This window comes from Candidatus Omnitrophota bacterium (genome assembly GCA_028699255.1).
GTDB lineage: Bacteria > Omnitrophota > Gorgyraeia > 2-01-FULL-45-10 > 2-01-FULL-45-10 > FEN-1322.
This window is the reverse complement of the sequence record JAQVUX010000002.1, coordinates 16289-37906: the sequence shown is the minus strand read 5'-3', so window position 1 is coordinate 37906 and position 21618 is coordinate 16289. Positions and strand designations below refer to the sequence as shown.

Genomic DNA, 21618 nt, shown 5'->3' with positions numbered 1-21618 from the left:
ATTTAAAACATTCCCATAAAGGCCAAAAGGCCCGCCAGAGTAATAAAAACGTACAGGATATACAAATGAATACTGCCGGGTTGAAGCTTCCGCATTTTGAACGCGGCCGAGTATATCAGATTCACCGCCGGCTCATAAAAATAGTGTTTGAATACCTTGGTAGTGTGCGTCTGATATGTAAACGTACGCACATGATAAAAAGAATCTCTTATCTTTTCGCTTTTACGGTACGGCAAAAGGAAAAAGCTGAACGCGATCCTGAAAGGTTTCGAAAAAGCGGTCGAGGTGTATTCATTGCGGCTGTCTATGGAGTAATATCCGCAATCCCATGTGTTGCAACTGACCTGCGCGCGGCGCAGGCCGAACTTGAACCATAAGAAAACCGCTATCCCGATAAAAGCAAGCGCAACAGCGATAACGGGCGGCAGTACGCAGACCATGTAAAACGGCGGCTGAATACTTTCGATACCGAGCACCGCGCCGGAGATCTTTAAAATAACGGGGGCTATAAATCCGGCGCCGATACCAAAGAGCGCTACCGGCACGGCCAGAAGCGCCATCCCCGCCTTCATCGCAAATCCCGCCTCCCTTGCGCCTTCGGCGCGCGGACTGCGCGGCAGGGCGAGAAAAGTTATACCAAACGCTTTGACAAAACATGCCGCCGCAAGTCCGCTGGTCAAGGCCAGCGCCGCGCCGGCCAATACCATGGCCAGCTTAACCGCGCCCTGCGATTGTAAAACTCCTGCAAAAAACGCCTGGAATGCAAGCCATTCGCCGACGAAGCCGTTTAAAGGCGGCAGTGCGGAGATACCCATCGCGCCTATAAGAAAAAATATCGCCGTAAGAGGCATGGTCTTTATGAGGCCGCCCATCTTCTCCATGTCACGCAGATGAGTCGCCTTGAATATACTCCCCGAGCATAAGAAAAGCAGGCCTTTGAATAACGCGTGATTGACCAGATGATATAACCCTGCGCACATGGCAAGTGCCGCAACCGCATTTACGCCGAGGGAGTTAAAGAATATCGCGGTGCCAACGCATAGAAGTATTATACCGACATTCTCTACGCTACTGTACGCAAGCAACCTTTTAAGGTCCTGGTCCATGAGGGCATAGATCACGCCGGCAAGGCATGAGATTATTCCAAACGCGAGGATGACGGCGCCCCACCAGGCGGGAGCTGGCCCAAGGAGCGTTACAAAAAACCTGATCATGCCATATACCGCTATCTTTATCATAACGCCCGACATGATGCTCGAAACATGGCTCGGGGCCTGAGGATGCGCGTAAGGTAGCCATATATGAAATGGCACCACGCCCGCTTTTACGGCAAAACCGGTAAATAACAGCAGAAATATTATATTGCGTTCCTGCGGCGCAAGCAATAACGCGGCTTCCTTGACCGCGTTATAATCAAAAGATCCCGCGTGGTTATACAGGATGAAGAACGCGGCCATAAGGCAAGCGGTGCCCGCGTGAGTCATGATAAGGTATATCGTTCCGGCGCGCACAGACTTTTCGTGCCGAAAATCGGATACAACGAGAAAATAGGACGCCAGCGACATCAGTTCCCAGAATATAAGGAAGGAGAAGAGGTTCCCCGCTGTCGCTACAAAACACATCGACAGGACAAATACGGACAGAAGCGCCCAGGAGACAGCCCTCTTTCTTAGTGAATCTTCGCGCATATAACCGATTGAGAATATCGCCGAAGGAACGCACACCAGAGCGATGACTGCGAGGAAAAATACAGCGAGAGGATCGAACAGAAAAAGTTGTTTTGGTAAAAAATCTATCATAAAAATAAAACCTCCATTGGCCGATAATAATATCGCGTCAACAAAGGTTTCTCGTTATTGCGAATCCAGACCCACCTTTAAACCCGGAACTATCACAATGTTGTTTTTTATTTATAACATTTTTTTACCTAAAAATCAAGATATTTTAATATTTTTTTTAATTGTATTGTGTTTTATCACATTTAAAGGTATACTACTGCAAAAAGGAGGCTGTATGGGTTATCAGGGAGGCGGCAGTTTCGGTTCAGGTCCAAGAGAGATGCACAAAGCGGTATGCGCTGAGTGTAAGAAAGAATGTGAAGTGCCATTTAAGCCCAGAGAAGATCGTCCGGTATATTGCAAGGATTGTTTCTCTAAGCGCAAGGATAGCGGGCGTTAAATAGGGTTATAGCTATAGATGTATGTTATTGGGGCGTGTTGCGTTTTAACACGCTCCAATTTTTTATGATCTGCTTATTTTTTTAAAGTTTTTGGTTATCCACGAAAGAACTGCCATTTGACGCTTTGTCTGGGCGATCGGCCTGGCCGGGATACCCCAAACGATAGCGCCGCTTTTTACATTGCCGATAACCGCGCTTTTAGCGCCTATAATTACGTCATTGCCGATCGTAACATTATCCGCGATCCCCGCCTGTCCGCCTATCGTTACGTTGTTCCCGACGGTAGTGCTCCCGGAAATGCCGCATTGCGCGGCCATCAGCATATTTTTCCCGATCTTCACGTTGTGAGCGATCTGGCAAAGATTATCTATTTTTGTGCCCTCATCTATTATCGTATCGCTCAAAGACCCCTTATCTATGGTAGTATTCGCGCCTATTTCGACGTTGTCTCTGATAATTACTTTTCCAAGCTGAGGGAACTTATATACGCTGCCATTATCTTTTACATATCCAAATCCGTCCGACCCTGCCACCACACCGCTATGCAGGATAACATTTTTCTGTAATATAGTATTTTCATACAGCGTTACATTAGGGTGAATATGGCAAAACGAACCCATTTCGCAATTTTTCTTTATTACGGAATTGGACTCTATAATTACATGATCTCCGATTATCACGCCTTCTTCTATCGATACGCCCGAACCGATCCACACCCCTTTTCCGAGATGAGCTTTATCGGAAACAACGGCTGTCGGATGTATGAACGACTCCCTGACCGGCGGCACATTCAATATATTACTGCTTATAAGAAAGGATAGTTTTGGGTTCGTTACCCGTATAAGAGTTTTTGTGGATTTTCTTATGGTTTTATTTGTCAATACGCAGGAGACGTTACTTTTTTCGGCGCCCGACAGCCTTTCTTCGTTAAGCGCAAACGCCATATCTCCGGATTTTGCGGTCTCTACGCCGCTTACTCCGTTTATATCGATATTGCCGTCACCTTCAACCGCACCACCTATCATCTTTGCTAATTCCCTTATCTTCATGCACTGCTCCTTATTTTTTTTGAACTAAAAACGCGATGGCGGCGGATATTGCATAAAATAATATTATCGATATCCAGATTATCCATGTCTTTTTGCTCGCCATGTTTACCTCTTCATGTATAAACTTAATGCGCCGCGATCATTCCCGTATTTTTAACCTTACGGAAGAGGAACACCGTAAATGCGCACAGAATAGCCATCGCGCCAAACGAATAGAAACTATCTATATACGCAAGAAGCGCGGATTGACGCAATAAGTTTTGATAGATCAAGCCATCGCCCATTCCGCGACCCATAGCCTGAGATGTCTGCCGATACACGGCATCATACGGCGTAAGGTGTCCTACGAGAAATGTCTGATGCACCTGCGACATACGCGAAAGCATCGTTGTGGTCATCGCTATGCCTATGCTTCCTCCTATATTCCTCATGAGATTAAAAAGGCCCGAGCCGTTCCCCATATCCTTGTTCGCGAGATTCCCGACGGCAAGCACCGACAGCGGAACAAAGGCTGTGCTTATCCCGAAACCGATAGCGATGGTAGGCACTAACATGCTGAAAATACCGATCTGCAGATTAATGCCGGCCATATAAAAACAGGCTACACCCAGGATTGACATACCCAGCACAAAAAATATCCGTCCGTCGAAACGTCTGCTCAATATCCCGACAGCTATGGCTGAAACGAACGCCCCTATTCCGAGAACGGCAGACGCCAGCCCGCCTAAATAAGCGGAATAACCGAGAAGCGTTTGATAAAATAGCGGCATTAAAGTCATGATGCCGTACATGGAGGCGCCTATAAACGTAGCCGCTATCAATCCTCCGGAAAAATTCCTGTCTTTTAATATTTGAAAATTAACTACGGGATGCTTTACCCGCAATTCCCAAAAAACAAATACTATAAGGGCGATACAGGTAAGCACCGACATCTTGCAAAGCCAGGGCGATTGGAACCAATCAACCTCCTGCCCTTTATCCAGCACGATCTGCAAAGCGCCTAATCCTATCGCCATGAAAGAGAAACCGACGTAATCGATCATCGTCTTCTCCTTCTTAATATACGGCGGATCCTCTATAAATGTCTTGGCCATCATGACAGCTATTATCCCTATAGGCAGATTGATAAAAAATACCCAACGCCAGGAATAATTATCGGTAAGCCACCCTCCTATGATCGGGCCCACTATGGGCGCGACGATAACGCCAACCGCGAAGACCGCCATCGCGATACCGTGCTTCTCCTTGGGAAAAGTCTCGAGCAATACCGCTTGCGATATCGGCATCAACGCGCCGCCGCCCAATCCTTGAAAAACCCTGGCAAAAAGCAAAAAACCCAGGCTATTGGCAAAACCGCATAATAAAGACGCTACGGTAAATAAAATAATACAGCTTATAAGTAGCCGTTTCCTCCCGAAAAATCCGCCCAACCAGGCGGCCGCCGGCAAAATTATCGCATTCGCCACAAGGTAGCTTGTTAACACCCATGTGGCTTCATGCGTAGTTACCCCCAGGTTGCCGGCGATGTTCGGCATAGCAACGTTGGTGATAGTAGTATCCAAAACCTCGATGATGGTCGCCAACATAACCGCGGCGCAGATCAGCCATGGATTATGCGAAGGGCGCCAGTGGGCCTCGACATTGCCGAGGACTACCTCTTTTTGCATCAACGCACCTTGACTTTTGGAACGACGGACATGCCTATGCTTAAAGGATGTTTTTCATCCTGTTCTTTATCGAAGACTATCTTCACCGGGATGCGTTGGACGACTTTAACAAAATTGCCCGCGGCGTTCTCGGGAGGGAACATGCTGAATTTGGCCCCGGTGCCGCGCTGGACACTATCTACATGCCCCTTCAGCACATGACCCGGATAAGCGTCTACCCGTATCTCGACGTCCTGTCCAGGGCGCATGTGAGCCAATTCCGTCTCTTTGAAATTCGCCACTACCCACATATCTCTGGGAACAACCGCCAGCAGAGGTTGCGCGGACTGTATCTGGTTACCCACCTCTACCGATTTTTTGGTTATATAGCCGCCCGACGGAGCGCATATCTTGGTATAATCCATATTTTTCTGAGCGATCTTCATCTGTGCCTCGGCGGAATCTGTCTGGGCTTTCGCCAGGCTAAACGCGGTAAGCGCGTTCTCATAGCGCTCTTTCGGGAATACCTTTTCGTTATAAAGCGCCTCCGCGCGTACTTTGTCGCACTGAGCGTCTTCGAGAGCGGCCTTTCGCATATCAAGGTTAGCCGACGCCTCGGCAACTTTGAGCTCGTAATCTACCGGGTCGATCTCGATAAGAACATCGCCTTCGCTGACGATCTGATTATCTGTAACATTAACTAACTTGACTGTACCGGGGATCTTCGATGCTATGCTGTGGATCCTGCCTTCGACATAAGCGTCATCTGTACTGACATAACCGAAATTACCCATGACATAGCGCGCGAGAAATATGCCGCCGATCAGCGTTACTGCTATAATAAAAAATATCTTCCTGCTCTTTTTATGTGCCATGGCTATTTCTCCGTTTTATTGTAAATCGACATCAAATCGTTCCCTGTAGAATATACCAGTTTCGCGTAACAGCGTTTTAACTCATAATCCGCGCTGTAATAGTTGGTCTCGGCTTTGGTCTGAAGATTGATAGCCTCGAGAACATCCGTCGAAGTCGCGGCGCCGTTATTGTATTTGACACGGTAAAAACGCAGGTTCTCTTCGGCCTGCTGTAAAGCGCCCTTGGCAACCTCCATTTTCTCAATAGCATCTTTTAATCCGAGAAAACTACGTTTGACCTCATATCGAATATCTTCGACTATTTTACTCTTCTGCTCGTGAAGTTGCTTGTTCATGTTGCGCTCTTTCATGATCTCCGCGCCGGTCAGGCCGCCATCATACAGATCCATCTTCGCGCCTAACTTGACGTACGCGTTATCTTCGTGAACCATGTATTGATTCTGCGTATAAGCGTAACCGCCGTCGACAAAAACGGTAGGAAGGTTCTGAACCGTCTTGGCCTGTTCCCTTAAAGCGGAAGACTTGATCTGTTTATTAAAGAATAATATCTCCGGCCTTTTAGCTTCCGCGCAGACCCAGGCATCACTTAATTCGGGAAGTGCCGGCACCTCCCCCGTAACATCCTGAGTGATTATGCCTTCTGTAAGCGGCATGGTGAGCATCGTATTGATAGCGGAGGCGACCACCTCCCGCCTGTTGCCGGAAGCTATGAGTTTTTGTTTGGCATCGGCAAGCTTCACCTTCGCCGGCAAAAGGTCATTCTCTACAATAACGCCCTGCGTGTAGAGGTGCTCCATATCATTAAGGTAAGAGGTAAGGCTATCGACTTCTTTGCCGGCCACCGCGATCATTTTTTCCGTCTCTAATAAATCGAAGTAAGAAACTATGAACTCGAGCGTTATTGTCCTCTTCACGCTTTCCACGCTCGCCTTGCGAGCGTTTAGCATTTCCGTAGATGCTTTATAGTTCGAAATGCTTTTGCCGAAATCGAATAGAGTCTGATATACATCGATGCCGCCGGAGAACGGATTCCGATCGCCCATAGGCACCGCTACCGCTCCGAACATCATTTCCGGTGTATACTTATTATACGTCTTGGAAATACTGGCGCTCAAATGGGGTAGTAGCGGAGATAGCGCTATAAGAGTATCATCAAAAGACATATCTTTGCCGGCTATTTCGATCTTTACGAGCCGGCTGTCTTTAAGTACTATGGAGATGCCCTCCGGTATCGTAAGTAGCCTATCGCTCTTTTCTTTGAGACTTCCAAAAGATTCCGCGCCGTAAGCGCAAAACGGAGAGTAGCTAATCAGCACAATCAGAACCGATAGGATCATTTTCCTGGAAATCATAAATATGCCTTTTTCTTGAATGTTAAATCGTTTTTTGAATTATAATTCATATATAAATGGTACCATTCATTTTTACTACCTGTCAACATTATTTTTTGCCGACACCGTTTAAGAACATGTTAAAAATAAAACCGGCCTTGTCGATTAGATTGCCCGCGTTACCCGATTTCGTTTTCGTCCAATTTATAATCATAGAACCCATGATCGACGTCAATACATCCGCGACTTCCGAGGCGTTGCAATCTTTTCTTATGACTTCCTGCTTTTGCGCCAACCTGATGATATCCTCAACGTAATCCGTAAGATATTCTATCGACGCGAAGGATTCGGAAGCCTCCTTCCCCACTATCAGCTGGAGGGAACTTTTTTCAAGCATATATATACGGAAGAAACTCTGGTTCTGTTCGAAAAAGATGAGGCTCTCCTGTATAAAAACCTCCAGCTTCTTTCTGGCATCCTTAATATCCTTTATCTTTTCCTGCACCGTTTTCGCCAAACTCTTTATTTTTTCCTCCAGGAGAGAAAAATATAGCGCGTTCTTATCCTTGAAATACAGATAAACTGTTCCGGTCCCGTACTGGGCCACTTTGGCGATATCCTGTATAGTCGCGTCGTGATACCCTTTGGACGCGAATACAGATTCCGCCGCCTTTAAGATATCCGTCTTCCGTAGTTGCTTATCTCTTTCCTTCCTATCGATAGTAGCCATTGCCGTATCCTTCCGGTTGTATTTTTCAATAATTGAACATTTATTCATATTATAAATATACCATTCATTATTGAATTTTGCAAATATATTAACGGGCGGCTTTATTGGAAAGAAACACGCCTGCGCATTAGAAACAAAAATCCTATGGCTTAATGAACGAAGTCATAGGATTTTTGTTTACTACCGGCAAAAGAGGCTTATGTTTTAGACCAGCCCCTGCGCTATCATGGCATCTGCTACCTTCACAAACCCGGCGATGTTCGCACCCTTTACATAATCGGTGTACTTACCGTCTTTGCCATAACGAACACAATTTTCGTGAATAGCTATCATGATGTCGTGAAGCCGCCTGTCGACTTCTTCGCGCGTCCATGACAACCTCATGCTATTCTGGCTCATCTCAAGTCCGGACGTAGCCACGCCGCCGGCGTTAGCCGCTTTCCCGGGCGCAAACAGTATCTTGGCTTTCTGGAACACAGCCACTCCCTCGGGAGTAGTCGGCATATTGGCGCCTTCGCCTACCGCTATGCAACCGTTCTTCACGAGCATCCTGGCGTCTTCGCCGGAGATCTCATTCTGGGTCGCCGAAGGGAAAGCCACGTCGCACTTTACCTGCCATGGCCTCTTCTTGTCGAAATATTCGCACTTGAACTCCTTGGCGCATTCTTTGATACGGCCGCGACGGACATTCTTCAGATCCAGGATGCATTTCAATTCCTTATGATCGATACCGCCCTCGTCGTAGATGAACCCGTCCGAGTCGGAAAGGGTCACGACCTTCGCGCCCAACTGAAGCAATTTCTCAACCGTATATTGGGCAACGTTACCCGATCCTGATACCGCGCAGACTTTGCCTTTGAGAGAATCCCCTTTTGCCTTCAACATCTCTTCGACAAAATAGACACATCCGTACCCGGTGGCTTCCGGGCGTATAAGACTGCCGCCCCACGCTAACCCCTTGCCGGTAAGAACGCCGGTAAATTCATTCGTCAGCTTCTTGTATTGGCCGAACATGTATCCGATCTCGCGGCCGCCCACTCCTATATCGCCGGCAGGAACATCCGTATCGGGCCCGATATGCCTGAAGAGTTCACTCATGAACGCCTGGCAGAACTTCATCACTTCGTTATCGGACTTTCCTTTTGGATCAAAATCGGAGCCGCCCTTCGCGCCGCCCATAGGAAGCGTGGTCAAGCTATTCTTCAGCACCTGCTCGAAAGCAAGGAACTTAAGAATGCTTAAGTTTACGCTGGGATGGAACCGTATGCCGCCTTTGTAAGGCCCTATGGCGCTATTCATCTCGATACGATAACCGCGATTGATCTGGATCTCCTCTTTATCGTTAAGCCACGGCACGCGGAACATGATCAGCCTCTCCGGCTCGATCATTCTTTCGATGATTTTAGCATCTTTGTACTTTTTATTCTTTTCAAGGAACGGGACTAAGGTTTCTACGACTTCCCCGACCGCCTGATGAAACTCCGGCTCCCCTGGATTTTTGCTTTTAACCTTATCCATTATCTCTTCCATATAACTCTTCATCTTCTTCTCCTTGTTATTTTTTTGCCTTGTCCAGATAATCAATGATGGCGGCGGCCGCCTTTTTGGCCATCCCCATCGCTTCTATAACCGTCCCTTCACCTCCTACGATATCTCCACCCGCGAAAACCCCTTTAATGGAAGTCTCCATCGTCTTGCCATCCACCACCACATCACCGTATTTATCCGTGGTCAGTTGTGGAGTAACGCCGGTGAGTATCTTGTTGGCACCCAACCCTATAGCTATTACTGCCTGATCGCAGTCTATCTCAAAAGAACTACCCGGAATAACCGTCGGCTTGCGTCTTCCACTGCTGTCGGGCTCTCCCAATTCACAACGTGAAGCGCGCAGATTCCTGACGAACTTCTTGTCATCACCTACGAACTCTTCCGGCTTGACCAAAAGCTCGAATTTAACGCCCTCTTCTTTGGCATGTTCTATCTCGAGCCGACGAGCGGGCATCTCCACTTCCGTGCGCCGGTACAAAACTGTCGTATCGGGGGTTATCCCGTTCATATGCTGTAACCTTATGGCGATACGCGCCGCATCCATCGCGGTATTCCCCCCGCCTATAACGACTATATGCTTACCTATATTAATAGGGGTGTGGCTTTTGGGAAATTCATGTGCGGACATCAGATTTACTCTGGTTAAAAATTCATTCGCGGAATAAATATTACAAAGGTTCTCTCCTGGAATACCCAGGAAAGAAGGAATCCCTGCGCCCAGACCGAGGAATATGGCGGAAAATCCTTCGGCAAAAAGCTCGTCGATCGTCTTTACCTTGCCTATGACGGTATTGGTCCTTATTTCAACTCCGAGTTTTTTAAGGGAGTCTATCTCGAAATCGAGGACATTCCTCGGCAACCTGAAAGGAGGTATGCCATAGCGCAATACCCCGCCGGTTTTATGCAACCCCTCGAAGACCACGACTTTGATGCCACGTCTGGATAATTCTCCGGCGCAACACAAACCCGCCGGACCCGATCCGACAACGGCCACTTTCTTCTGGGCGTGCTTTCCTTCACCGTCAGCCTTTACCTGCAGACCTTTGCGAGCCCCGTGATCACCGACGAAGCGCTCGATAAAATGAATACCGATCGCTTCGCGGGAAGCGTAAGGGGCCGCCTTCTTCGTAAATACGCATGCCTTGCGGCACTGGTATTCTGCGGGACATACCCTGCCACAAATGGATGGGAAATTATTTTTCTGGCGTATGGTAAAATACGCGCCGTCGTAATCTTTCTCCGTTACCTGCCTGATAAATGTCCTGATATCGATCCCGACCGGACATCCGGTGGTGCATTTCGGATCCTTGCACTGGATGCAACGCGAGGCTTCCTGCAGGGCTTCCGCCTCCGAAAAACCTTCCACAACTTCTTCGAAGCTCTTGGCCCTGACCGCACTGCTCTTTTCTCTTACTTTAACCGGTTCTTTTTTCATATGAATTAACCCGCCCCATGAAGACGACAGATATGTTTTTCTTTTTCGGAATAAATATTATTACGGCTTAAAAGTTCCTGCCAATCGACCTGGCTTGCGTCAAACTCCGGGCCGTCGACACAGCTGAACTTCACCTCTTTGCCGACAGTGACCCTGCAACAACCGCACATCCCGGTACCGTCGACCATTACCGCATTGAGCGATACCAGAGTAAGAACGCCCGAAGCTTTCGTCACCATGGAAACCGCTCTCATCATGGGTATCGGGCCTACCGCGTAAACGAGATCGTATTTTGATTTTTCGAGAAGTTCTTTGAGCGCTTCGGTAACAAATCCCTTACGGCCATATGAACCATCGTCGGTCATGACAATAAACTCGTCCGAAGATTCTTTCAGGTCGCGCTCGAGTATCAAAAGCTCTTTGGCGCGCGAACCGATAATAACGGTCACGTGATTACCTGCGTTCTTCATAGCTCTGGCAACAGGCAGTATCTCCGCTATCCCAACGCCGCCGCCTACAAGAATAACTTTACCGTATTTCTTTATTTCTGTCGGATGGCCTAATGGGCCTACAAGGGAATAGAGCGAATCTCCCGGGACAGCCTTACCTAATAGCTTCGTAGTAAGCCCTGCCTCCTGAGCGATAAGCACGATGGTACCCTTTGCCGCATCTGCTTTCACGACAGTCAGAGGTATTCTCTCGCCCTCTTCCTTCACCATCAGAACGACAAATTGTCCTGCCTTTGCTTTCGCCGCGATATCCGGAGACCGAATAGTGATCTTCACTATTCTCACCCCCTGGCTATCTACCAAAACTTCCTTCTCGAGTATCTTCATATGATATTTCCCGATTGCACATTTTTTAGGCATTCAAAAATAAAAAAGACGTCCACAAATACTATATGGACGTCTTTGTCTCATACTTATCTTTTCGTATAATTTAAACCTTTTACGCCCGCTTGTCAATATTTATTTTCCCCGCGACGCGGCGAAGAATACGGCTTTTGCCACGCTTTTATGCACGGCGGTATTCATGAAATTCGGAACAACTTCATTTTTGCCGGCTAATGACGCGACCGTTTCGGCGGCGGCAAATTTCATGCAACTGGTTACTTCGCGAGCACGCGAGTCGAGCGTACCGCGCATGATTCCAGGGAACACAAGCGCATTGTTTACCGTCCGGCCATCCATCGCGATAGCGGCCCCCGCTTCTTCGGCGTCTTTCGGCCATATTTCCGGCACAGGATTAGCCATTGCGAAAATGACCGGCCGTTTATTCATGGTTTTTACCATTTCTTTTGTAACGAGCCCGGGTGCCGATAGGCCTATAAAAACATCTTTACCTTTAAATACATCCTTCAGAGCGCCTTTTTCCCTGCGCTTGTTAGTGATGAGGGCAATCTCTTTTTTAAATCCGTTCATGTCGTTCGTTCTGCCTTTATATATAGCTCCGGCCCTGTCGCACAGCACTATGTTCTTAAAACCATATTCCAAAAGAAGCTTCGCCGTGGCAATGCCGGCCGCGCCAGCGCCGTTTATCACGATATTTACTTTCTCTTTCCTCTTCTTGGTGATTCTAAGCGCCTTGATCAATGAGGCCAATATAACGGTGGCGGTGCCATGCTGATCGTCATGGAATACCGGTATCCTGACTTTCTTCTGCAACCTTTGCTCTATCTCAAAACAAAGAGGCGCCTTAACATCCTCTATCATGATAGCGCCGAATGTTTCCGCGACACAGGAGAGCGTATTAACTATTACATCTGCATCGGCGCTTTCCAATAACAGCGGGATACAGCTCACGCCACCCATCTTATTAAGTATGATCGACTTGCCTTCCATTACAGGCATCGCGGCCAGAACACCGATATCCCCAAGCCCCAGTACTGCCGAGCCATTCGTCGCGATACATACGGTATTGCCTATGGATGTATATTTTTTCGCCTCGTCAGGATGCGCAACTATATAATTACATACCTGCGCAACGCCGGGAGTATATATCATGCGCAGATCATTTAGGGTCTCGAACTTCACGCGGGGCTTTATCTCTATCTTTCCGCCTTTGTGTAAATTTAAAACCTCATTCTGCACACCCAGCATCTTATAACCTTTGAGTTTTTTGACGGCAGTCATTGCTTTAAGAAAATGTTCCTCGTCATCAAAAAACGCGGTAATATCCCTCACTACATAATTAGAGGTAAGATGCACCCGGGCTATGTCGCCTAAAGTAACCTCTTCCGTGCCAAGTCCAAGCGCGAGGGCGCCAAGCGCTCCGGGGACATCCGGTATCCTGAACCTTATCTTTTTTGCGATCTTATGTGAATGCTTTTCTATTTCCGCCATTTCTTCTCTCCTTGGTATAAAATATATTATAATGGCTTTGCGGCGATAAACAAGCAAATTATAACTATTGAACCCATTCCTCACTCTAACGGTGGCGGGGAGCTCTGTGGCGATTAGCTAAATTGATACGAAATGTCCGCCTCGTAGGGGAGGGCGGACATTTCTGGTACGACCTGGAATTGCGCGGAAAACTATTTAGTAAAACCCGCCATGATCTTTGCGAAATTTAAATATACCATGTTAGCCTGTTTTTCAAACGCCTCTCTTTTTTCATATGCGTCTATCAGCATATCCTTGGCGACAAGACGTTCTTTTTCATCTTTTATATATTCTTTTACCCATGATCCTATTATGGCCGGCGTAACTTCTATGTGAAATTGTAAGCCATAAGCATTTTTACCAAATCTAAACGCCTGATTATGACAGGATTTAGAATTAGCCAGGCACACCGCGCTTTTCGGAATATCAAATGCATCTTCATGCCATTGAAATACTTCGAGTTCCTTGGATAATCCGGCAAAAAACGGATCCTTTTCTCCATCAGCCGTTAATTCTATCCTATGCCAACCCATTTCTTTCTCCGGAGCCTTCCTTACTTCCGCGCCGCAGGCCTTCGCCAGTAATTGAGCACCTAAGCATATCCCCAGAATCGGGATCTCTTTCTTGATGGCTTTTTTCAAGAACAGATCCTCGTCCCTCAAAAAAGGATAATCGGCTTCTTCATAAACATTCATAGGGCCGCCCATAGATATTATCGCTTTGATATCATTAAGATCGTCCGGAGGAAAGCCTCCGGCGGTAAAATCGAGTGTCGCAAGCGACCAATCAGTATTTTGAAAAAAACGCTCAATGGTGCCCGCACCTTCGATTTCAACATGCTTTATGATCAATATCCGTCCTGACATAATTACTCATACTCCTATATATCGAAATATAAATAGAACTCATACGGATGCGGTCTCATCCTGACCGGATCTATCTCTTTCTTTCTCTTGTATTCAAGCCACACGTCGATAACGTCTTTTGTAAACACGCCGCCTTTTAACAGATATTCATGATCCGCCTCAAGCGCATCGACCGCGCGCCTCAGGGATGACGGCACCGTTGGGATTCTCGAAAGCTCTTCTTCATTTAAGTCAAACAGGTCCGTATCTGTCGGGTTCCCCGGATCTATCTTATTTTGGATACCGTCGAGACCTGCCATCAACATCGCGCTGAATGCCAGATATCCGTTACAGGCAGGATCGGGTGGGCGGAATTCTATTCTCTTTGATTTAGGACTATCGGAATACATAGGTATTCTAACCGCGGCCGACCGGTTTCTTGCTGAATAGACCAGATTTACCGGAGCTTCATAGCCCGGGACTAAGCGCTTGTATGAATTGGTCGTCGGCGCGCAAAAAGCCATAAGTGAGTTTGCGTGCTTAAGCAACCCTCCTATATAATACTTTGCCGTCTGGCTTAATAACGCATAACCTTTTTTATCGTAAAACAGATTTACTCCGTCTTTCCACAAGCTTTGATGGCAGTGCATGCCGGATCCGTTATCCGCAAAAAGCGGCTTCGGCATAAAGGTTGCCACCATCCCGGCTTTTTTCGCCATATTCTTTACTATATACTTATACAGCAGGAGGCTGTCGCCCATTTTTGTCAGTTTATCAAATCTCATATCTATTTCGCACTGCCCGGCTGTCGCAACTTCATGATGGTGCACTTCCACATTTATACCCGACTCTATCATCTTGAGGATCATTCTGCTTCTTAAATCCTGGATAGAATCATTCGGCGGTACAGGAAAATAACCTTCCTTAAAACGAATCTTATATCCAAGATTCGGATTTTCTATCCTTCCGGTGTTCCAATCGGCTTCTTGAGAATCTATAAAGTAGTATCCGGAATTCTCCGTCTGGTCGAAACGGATATCATTAAAGATGAAGAACTCGGCTTCGGGGCCAAAATAAATCGTATCGGCTATGCCTGTTGTGTTTAGATATTTTTCCGCTTTCTTAGCTATATACCGGGGATCGCGCGTATAAGCTTTTCTCGTTAACGGATCATAAATATCGCATATGATACTTAAAGTCGGCACTTCACATACCGGATCGACCACAGCAGTATCCGGATCCGGTATCAGTATCATGTCCGATTCCTGTATCTTCTGAAAACCTCGTATCGAAGAACCGTCGAAACCGATGCCGTCGACCCAGATAGATCTCGTAATATCCTCCATATTCAGCATTTCCCTCGCGGGTATGGAAAAATGCTGCCACAGGCCAGGCAGGTCGTTAAATTTCAGATCGATTATCTGGATGTTCTTCTCTTTGATTAATTTCAACACACCCCTTGCGGCCTTTTCATTAAATGAGCCGTTTATAAGCGGGTTTGCCAACTTGACCTCTTTTTTTAATGTTTTTTTCTTATTCATAACCACTTCCTCCTTTTATTTAACCATCCACTTCAATTGCGCAAGGATCAGTAGGTGCGCAACGATAAGAGATGGGATCGCCACAACGACCCCCGCCTTTAACCATTCTAAAAAACTTATCTGGCCAAGCTTACGCCGTTCCATAACGCCTACAGCCACCATATTGGCGGTACTGCCTATTATGGTTAAATTACCGAGTATTGTAGAGCCAAACAGTATCGCCCACCACAGCGAAGGCGAATGCACTCCGGCAGTCCCTATATCCTTAACTATAGGAACGAAGGTCGACACGGCCAGCACATTATCTATAACGGAAGTAAGCGCACCCGATGCCCATATAAATATACTTACCAAAGCGGGGACATTATTTCCTGCAACTTCCATTATTCTATGGGCCAATACACCGGTTATGCCCTGATATTTTAATGTACCTACAGATGCGAACAGAAATAAAAAGAAGGCGAGCGTCCACCAGTCGATGCGTTTTTCTACCAGGCCCCGCGCCTCGTTTTTATGAAGTGCGAGTGCGGCGCATGCGCCCAGTATCGCGCTTCCGAGAAGCATCGTATTCTTTTCCAGAGCAAAAAAATGCTCTATCCCGGCATGAAAGACAAGCCCAAGTATCACGCACGCAAAAAGGATGCCCGGGATAAAGGCTTTCTTATAAAGATGAGCGCCTTCCAGAAGTACGGCCTTGCCTGCCATTTCTTTCTTGTGAGCTTTAAAAGCTTCATTGAACTGTCGAATGGGTCTGGCATAATATATATAGAAAAGCCCGATGGTAACAACCAGAACCACGAGTGATATAGGCGCCGCCCACCGCAGGAATTCCATAAAACCGAGTCCGCTCCTTAGTGCGATTATTACCCCTACGGGATTGCCTATTACGGTCGCGCTCGAACCAACATTTGTCGCGAAAACTATCATAATGATGAATGGAATAGGGTTTAGTTTAAACCGCGAAGTAAGATTGAGCATTGCGGCACTCATAAATAATATAGAGGTTATCTCATCTACAAGAGCGGCTGAAGCGAAGGATGCTACCATCAAAAGGATAAAAAGGAGATGGCCATTAGTCCCTACAAGCGCTATCAATTTATTAACAAGGTGTTCAAAAAATTGCTTCTCTTCGAGAAATCCTATGATTATCATCATTGATATCAGGAACAGGACAATGTCGATGCCGGCAAATTCGATCACGTGTGGTACGTCCAGTAGGCCCAATGTTAAAAGCATGCCCACTCCGAAGAATGCGAACACAAGACGATGGCGCCAGAAAAAAATAGCTCCGAAAAATATAGAAGAGAACCCGCCTATTGCCATCAACTGCTTTGCGGTAAGCCCCAAAAAAGACGATGCCCACACAGTCGCGATAATGCCGATTACGTAATATAATATTGCATTGACCATATAAATTATGTTGTGTCCGCCGATGTTATCCCCACCGGCGGACACCCTTATTTATCCTTTAAACAGCCGTTTCGCCTTTTTCTCCCGTTCGGATACGTACGGCATCCTGTATATCCGAAATAAATATCTTCCCGTCACCCACTTCTCCGGTTTTCGCGGCTTTTATTATAGTTTTAATTATTGAATCTACATCTTTATCATTCACTACTACGTCGACTTTCATTTTTGGAAGCAGCTCCATCCTGTATTTTTCTCCACGCCACTGCTGTACAACGCCCTTCTGTTTGCCATGTCCTTCGATCTCACTGATCATGAGTCCGCCACAATCGACCTTTTCCAGGGCTTGTCGGACTGCATCGAGTTTCTCGGGTCGTATAACAGCTTCTATTTTTTTCATTTTGTGTGCCCTCCGATTTTATTTAGGACTTATCTTCATTCAAGCCCGAAAATGAATATGCCGGTTTTCGGGTCAAAAATTCCGGATAAGCGGAATTACCATGTTCACCTATATCCAGCCCATCTATCTCTTCTTGCAAACTCACCCTAAGGCCGATCGTAACTTTTATAAGCTTCCAAGTGATAAAAGACGCTATGAAAACAAACGCTCCGCATGCCAGGACGCCTGCCAATTGCGCCATAAGCAGTTTGGTTCCGCCGCCAAAGAACAACCCGTTCCCTGTGGCCGTACCTGTAAGCTTATCCTGCGCGAACAATCCTACGCATATGGTACCGAAAACACCGTTTACCAGGTGGACCGATAAAGCGCCCACGGGATCGTCTAATTTAATTCTGTCAAAACCCATAACCGCAAGGACTACTAAAACACCGGCTATCAGGCCTATTATCACGGAACTTCCGATACTTACAAAAGCGCATGAGGCTGTTATCGCCACAAGTCCTGCCAGGCAACCATTAAGTGTCATACCAAGATCCGGTTTACCTGATAATATCCACGACAAGAGCGTCGCGCTCAATATTGCCGCCGCGGCCGCCGTATTAGTAGTAATGCATATGTGGGCTATTGCAACAGGGTCGGCGGCCATAGTGGAGCCGGGATTAAAGCCGAACCAGCCAAGCCACAACACAAACGTTCCGATAGTTGCTATAGGTATATTGTGCCCTGGTATCGGATTTATCTTGCCACTATCCGTATATTTTCCAAATCTGGGGCCTAAGACCAGGACTCCTGCTAAAGCGGCCCATCCGCCAACTGAGTGAACTACTGTAGAACCGGCAAAATCGAACATTCCCATTGTTGCCAAAAATCCGCCGCCCCATATCCAATGTCCTACTATCGGGTATATAAGCATAACCAGAATAAACGAAAACACTATAAAGGAAATGTACTTTATTCTTTCAGCTACGGCGCCGGATACTATCGTAGCGGCCGTTCCGGCAAAAACAAGTTGGAAAAAGAATTTTGCCAATAACGGAACCCCTGTCCAAGCTAACGCGGTATATACTCCTTTATAAGCCTCGCCTGTTGCTGGCGAATTGTCCAATCCTCCTAAGAAAAACAGTCCCTTCAGACCTATAAACGGGTTACCATCGCCAAACATAAGCCCATACCCTACGGCAAGGAATCCGATCGAGGCTATGGCGAAGACTATAAAGTTCTTTGATAAGATATTCACGCAATTCTTCACCCTGGCAAAACCCGCCTCCACCATCGCAAATCCAAGATTCATAAAAAACACGAGCATTCCCGTAACTAAAACCCACAGCGTATCAAGAACAACTTTTGTATCCATACACAAACTCCTTTCCCATACTTAGAATTTTCTATTCTAGAAAGTGAATAGAACGTCTCCTGCTAATGTTACCTGGCTTCTATCGCCTTTGGCGAAAACCGCCTCATCGGCCCAGTCTATTCTTACTTCCGGCCTGAATAACATATTCGACAGAATCTTATCTTTAGGGAACGGTTTTATAGCGGCTCCCAAGGTAGTCTCATAATAATTTGCGCCTATTCCGGCGCCGGTGGCAAATCCGTATGACGAGTCATTAAACCATTCTAAACGCCCATTCGCTGTTGCATATTGATTGATTGCATAACTCAAATATCCGGTTATACCCCCCCATTGCTTGGAACCGTTTTCTAATCCCGGTATACGCGGAGCGTTTACAAAATCCACGCCTGTACCTAAGCTAATCTTATCGGTAAGCTTGTGAGTTATCACGAGATCCATGGAGGTCCACCAGTCCTTAGTATCCGCATCAGGCAATCCTCGCCCTACTGCGACAGGATATTCCGGGCCTTCTGTCATCGCAAATATTATTGTCGTCTTATCCGTTGGCGCGTAGGTAATTCTTCCTATTATATCCAGATAACCGTTAGGATTACGCGAAGAGTGGTTCCAGCCTTCTGAAAATCCTAAATCTAAGGTCAGATGAGGGTTTACTACATATGTGCCGAGAAGGCCTGTTTGAGTGCCAGGCTCCGCGTAAAAACACTGATAACTATAAGAGTAGAAGGCCCGCATCGGATCGCCAAACGCCCCATAGAGATTAGCATCAAACTGTTCAAATCCTCCGAGCTCTAACCATTTTCCTACGCGAATTTTCACGGGAATATAAGGAAGCGCTACATCCACATAAGCCTGAAGCGGGTCAAGCTGATACCGGCCTGTCTGGGTATCGCCAAGACCTGCCGAATGAATAAATTTCGCATCATAGCCCCATATACCTTGCAAACAAAACCCTATGTCAAATTGTTTTTTAGCGGCGTCAACTGTTCTTTCCGCTTTTAATGATATCTTATTTACAACCGGCGTATTTCTTAAACTGTCAAAAGCCAAATATGTCGGCCCGGCGTAAGGTTGCGGAGCCGTCGTATCGTACATATATCCGGCTTCGGCGTAACCATAGATTTTAATGCCCGTCTGATTTAAGTACTTCCCTAACCCTACCTTATCCAGGATAGTCATCAGGAGTCCCTGGTCCGGCGCAGACACGACCTCCGGCGTAGACACAGATGAGGACGATTCTGCTGATACTATTTCCTTTATACTGCCCGTCTCGTCGGCATACACACAGACAGAGCCGGCAATCATACCGGCCATCAACAAGCTGATAATTGCAAAACTTTTTAATCTATTCATATACGCTCCTTTTTGTCATATCCGATAAAACGAGGCGCCCCGTCTTTTGCCACCGCGGCGGCAAACAGGGCGACCATGCCCTCTACTGAGCACTTCTTTGTGCTCAAAACTACGAAAATAAAAAAGACGTTCCTTTTTTAGGAACGTCTGTGCCCCACCTATATTGCTACCAACGCATCAATGCGCCATAATATCTTAAACTACACTGCTACAAGTAAAAAATGGACCTTTTTGGTAACCTCCTTTTAAATTTATTTTTACCTCTACTGCTTTTTCATATCCCAAGCCAAAATAATCGCCTCGGCAATCTCACGCATCGGCTTGCATGTATCCATACTCTTACGATGGATTATCCTGTATGCCTCATCTTCGCTTATCTTCGACTGTCTCATCAGTATACCTTTTGCCCGCTCCACCATCTTTCGCACTTCCAACGCTTCTTTGGCTTTTAACGCATCTTCCATCAGTTTTGTATTTTCAACCGCCACAGCCGCCTGATTCGCCACCATTTGCAATATATCGATTTCCTCTTGCGTGAATAAGTGTCGCTCTATTGTATAAACATTAATAATGCCTATCGCTTTATCTCTTACGACCATAGGTACCGACAGCATCGATGTAAGATTTTCTTTAACCGCTAAATCCCTAAAATGGTATTTTTTCTCACTCCGGACATCATAGATTACAATGGGTTTTTTGGTTGTTATAGTCTCTCCACTTATACTGGTATTCACTTTTATATTTGGCTTCTTTTTATACTCTTCGCTCAAGCTCTGGGTAGCTTTAATAGCCAGCTCATCACCTTTTTGATCAAGAAGCATGATAGAACAGATTTTAGAATTAAGCATTTTAGCCGTAACAACAACGATAAGGTTCAAGATCTCGCCTAAATACCCTTGTGAAGTAATAGACCTGCTTACCTTGGTTAAGCTGTCGAATTGCAGGGCCTTTCTCTTATCCTCTTCATGTAATCTGGCATTTTCAATAACACCGCCTACCTGTTTAGCTATGATCGAGATTAAGCTAACAGTATTTACGGCATATTCGTGCGGCTTTTTATGTTGGACATTAATAACTCCCGTAGGCCTTCCTTTATAAATGATAGGAACAGAAAGAAGCGCCTCATATTTATCCTCCGGCAGTGCGTCAAAATTTTTAAACCGTGAATCCTGATAAGCATTTTTTTGTATGGCGACAGGCTTATTCTCGCGAGCGACCCAGCCCGCAATGCCTTCTCCTATTTTAAGATTCACGCTACCTATCTCTTTTTTATGCGGAGTTTTTGAAGCGATAAGAACCAGATGCCGCTTTTTCTCATCAAATAGATAGATAAAAACAGAATCCGCTTTGGTTATATCGTTAACAACATTAACGATCTCTCCAAGAATTAATTTTAGGTCAAGCTCGGAATTCGTGATCTCAACGATTCTTCTCAGGATCTTAATTTCCTGAGAAAGAGTAATATTAGATCTTTTATCTTTTATATTTGCCATTTGATACCTTCAGTCACATTTTTTATTATAGGCTGAAATAAAAAATCCTCCTTC

Annotated in this window: 18 protein-coding genes; 1 reads left to right on the top strand and 17 read right to left on the bottom strand. The window is 46.3% G+C overall.

What is annotated here, in order from left to right; all coding sequences use genetic code 11:
• Positions 1-2: 2 nt before the first annotated feature.
• Entirely contained in the window at positions 3-1799 is a 1797-nt protein-coding gene (locus tag PHS46_01900; GenBank protein ID MDD3905266.1) for a proton-conducting transporter membrane subunit, read from the bottom strand.
• A gap of 214 nt (positions 1800-2013) precedes the next feature.
• On the opposite strand from PHS46_01900, the gene PHS46_01895 reads away from it, so the two are divergent.
• Complete coding sequence (locus PHS46_01895) at positions 2014-2178, top strand: DNA-directed RNA polymerase (GenBank protein ID MDD3905265.1); 165 nt, start codon at positions 2014-2016, stop codon at positions 2176-2178.
• A gap of 63 nt (positions 2179-2241) precedes the next feature.
• Here PHS46_01895 and lpxD read toward each other — a convergent pair whose 3' ends face one another.
• The 16 genes from lpxD to PHS46_01815 all read right to left on the bottom strand — a co-directional run bounded on the left by lpxD (position 2242) and on the right by PHS46_01815 (position 21564).
• Positions 2242-3228 carry a UDP-3-O-(3-hydroxymyristoyl)glucosamine N-acyltransferase gene (gene lpxD / locus PHS46_01890; protein MDD3905264.1) on the bottom strand — a complete coding sequence of 329 codons (987 nt, stop codon included), beginning with the start codon at positions 3226-3228 and terminating at the stop codon, positions 2242-2244.
• Positions 3229-3353: 125 nt separating this feature from the next.
• The gene (locus PHS46_01885) at positions 3354-4895 is read right to left on the bottom strand and encodes a DHA2 family efflux MFS transporter permease subunit (GenBank protein ID MDD3905263.1); all 1542 of its coding nucleotides are present in this window, start codon (positions 4893-4895) and stop codon (positions 3354-3356) included.
• Complete coding sequence (locus PHS46_01880; GenBank protein ID MDD3905262.1) at positions 4895-5749, bottom strand: HlyD family secretion protein; 855 nt, start codon at positions 5747-5749, stop codon at positions 4895-4897. The genes PHS46_01885 and PHS46_01880 overlap by 1 nt, the downstream gene beginning before the upstream one ends.
• 2 nt (positions 5750-5751) lie before the next feature.
• Positions 5752-7101: a TolC family protein gene (locus PHS46_01875; protein ID MDD3905261.1), complete on the bottom strand. Its 1350-nt coding sequence runs from the start codon at positions 7099-7101 to the stop codon at positions 5752-5754.
• Positions 7102-7189: 88 nt separating this feature from the next.
• A complete protein-coding gene (locus tag PHS46_01870; protein ID MDD3905260.1) occupies positions 7190-7858 on the bottom strand; it encodes a TetR/AcrR family transcriptional regulator in 669 nt (222 codons plus the stop codon).
• A 156-nt stretch (positions 7859-8014) separates the two neighbouring features.
• The gene (gene gdhA, locus PHS46_01865) at positions 8015-9352 is read right to left on the bottom strand and encodes an NADP-specific glutamate dehydrogenase (GenBank protein MDD3905259.1); all 1338 of its coding nucleotides are present in this window, start codon (positions 9350-9352) and stop codon (positions 8015-8017) included.
• A 13-nt stretch (positions 9353-9365) separates the two neighbouring features.
• A complete protein-coding gene (gene gltA, locus PHS46_01860) occupies positions 9366-10793 on the bottom strand; it encodes an NADPH-dependent glutamate synthase (GenBank protein ID MDD3905258.1) in 1428 nt (475 codons plus the stop codon).
• Positions 10794-10798: 5 nt separating this feature from the next.
• A complete protein-coding gene (locus tag PHS46_01855) occupies positions 10799-11629 on the bottom strand; it encodes a sulfide/dihydroorotate dehydrogenase-like FAD/NAD-binding protein (protein ID MDD3905257.1) in 831 nt (276 codons plus the stop codon).
• A gap of 132 nt (positions 11630-11761) precedes the next feature.
• A complete protein-coding gene (locus PHS46_01850) occupies positions 11762-13135 on the bottom strand; it encodes an NAD-dependent malic enzyme (GenBank protein ID MDD3905256.1) in 1374 nt (457 codons plus the stop codon).
• 191 nt (positions 13136-13326) lie between these two features.
• Positions 13327-14040 carry a type 1 glutamine amidotransferase gene (locus PHS46_01845; GenBank protein MDD3905255.1) on the bottom strand — a complete coding sequence of 238 codons (714 nt, stop codon included), beginning with the start codon at positions 14038-14040 and terminating at the stop codon, positions 13327-13329.
• 14 nt (positions 14041-14054) lie between these two features.
• Positions 14055-15560 (bottom strand): type I glutamate--ammonia ligase, encoded by a 1506-nt coding sequence (gene glnA, locus PHS46_01840; protein MDD3905254.1) that lies wholly within the window; start codon positions 15558-15560, stop codon positions 14055-14057.
• Positions 15561-15575: 15 nt separating this feature from the next.
• Positions 15576-17015: an SLC13 family permease gene (locus PHS46_01835; GenBank protein ID MDD3905253.1), complete on the bottom strand. Its 1440-nt coding sequence runs from the start codon at positions 17013-17015 to the stop codon at positions 15576-15578.
• A gap of 13 nt (positions 17016-17028) precedes the next feature.
• Positions 17029-17367 carry a P-II family nitrogen regulator gene (locus tag PHS46_01830; protein MDD3905252.1) on the bottom strand — a complete coding sequence of 113 codons (339 nt, stop codon included), beginning with the start codon at positions 17365-17367 and terminating at the stop codon, positions 17029-17031.
• A gap of 22 nt (positions 17368-17389) precedes the next feature.
• A complete protein-coding gene (gene amt, locus PHS46_01825; GenBank protein ID MDD3905251.1) occupies positions 17390-18721 on the bottom strand; it encodes an ammonium transporter in 1332 nt (443 codons plus the stop codon).
• A 36-nt stretch (positions 18722-18757) separates the two neighbouring features.
• Positions 18758-20071: an outer membrane beta-barrel protein gene (locus PHS46_01820; GenBank protein MDD3905250.1), complete on the bottom strand. Its 1314-nt coding sequence runs from the start codon at positions 20069-20071 to the stop codon at positions 18758-18760.
• 263 nt (positions 20072-20334) lie between these two features.
• Entirely contained in the window at positions 20335-21564 is a 1230-nt protein-coding gene (locus PHS46_01815) for a GAF domain-containing protein (GenBank protein MDD3905249.1), read from the bottom strand.
• Between the last annotated feature and the right edge of the window lie 54 nt (positions 21565-21618).

What these genes read in the sequence shown, in the direction of transcription:
- PHS46_01820 (MDD3905250.1), bottom strand. Translation starts at nt 20,071, where the DNA reads ATGAATAGATTAAAAAGTTTTGCAATTATCAGCTTGTTGATGGCCGGT.
- gltA (MDD3905258.1), bottom strand. Translation starts at nt 10,793, where the DNA reads ATGAAAAAAGAACCGGTTAAAGTAAGAGAAAAGAGCAGTGCGGTCAGG.
- lpxD (MDD3905264.1), bottom strand. Translation starts at nt 3,228, where the DNA reads ATGAAGATAAGGGAATTAGCAAAGATGATAGGTGGTGCGGTTGAAGGT.
- PHS46_01845 (MDD3905255.1), bottom strand. Translation starts at nt 14,040, where the DNA reads ATGTCAGGACGGATATTGATCATAAAGCATGTTGAAATCGAAGGTGCG.
- PHS46_01875 (MDD3905261.1), bottom strand. Translation starts at nt 7,101, where the DNA reads ATGATTTCCAGGAAAATGATCCTATCGGTTCTGATTGTGCTGATTAGC.
- PHS46_01815 (MDD3905249.1), bottom strand. Translation starts at nt 21,564, where the DNA reads ATGGCAAATATAAAAGATAAAAGATCTAATATTACTCTTTCTCAGGAA.
- PHS46_01895 (MDD3905265.1), top strand. Translation starts at nt 2,014, where the DNA reads ATGGGTTATCAGGGAGGCGGCAGTTTCGGTTCAGGTCCAAGAGAGATG.
- PHS46_01855 (MDD3905257.1), bottom strand. Translation starts at nt 11,629, where the DNA reads ATGAAGATACTCGAGAAGGAAGTTTTGGTAGATAGCCAGGGGGTGAGA.
- PHS46_01830 (MDD3905252.1), bottom strand. Translation starts at nt 17,367, where the DNA reads ATGAAAAAAATAGAAGCTGTTATACGACCCGAGAAACTCGATGCAGTC.
- PHS46_01850 (MDD3905256.1), bottom strand. Translation starts at nt 13,135, where the DNA reads ATGGCGGAAATAGAAAAGCATTCACATAAGATCGCAAAAAAGATAAGG.
- PHS46_01900 (MDD3905266.1), bottom strand. Translation starts at nt 1,799, where the DNA reads ATGATAGATTTTTTACCAAAACAACTTTTTCTGTTCGATCCTCTCGCT.
- PHS46_01885 (MDD3905263.1), bottom strand. Translation starts at nt 4,895, where the DNA reads ATGCAAAAAGAGGTAGTCCTCGGCAATGTCGAGGCCCACTGGCGCCCT.
- amt (MDD3905251.1), bottom strand. Translation starts at nt 18,721, where the DNA reads ATGGATACAAAAGTTGTTCTTGATACGCTGTGGGTTTTAGTTACGGGA.
- gdhA (MDD3905259.1), bottom strand. Translation starts at nt 9,352, where the DNA reads ATGAAGAGTTATATGGAAGAGATAATGGATAAGGTTAAAAGCAAAAAT.
- PHS46_01870 (MDD3905260.1), bottom strand. Translation starts at nt 7,858, where the DNA reads ATGAATAAATGTTCAATTATTGAAAAATACAACCGGAAGGATACGGCA.
- glnA (MDD3905254.1), bottom strand. Translation starts at nt 15,560, where the DNA reads ATGAATAAGAAAAAAACATTAAAAAAAGAGGTCAAGTTGGCAAACCCG.
- PHS46_01880 (MDD3905262.1), bottom strand. Translation starts at nt 5,749, where the DNA reads ATGGCACATAAAAAGAGCAGGAAGATATTTTTTATTATAGCAGTAACG.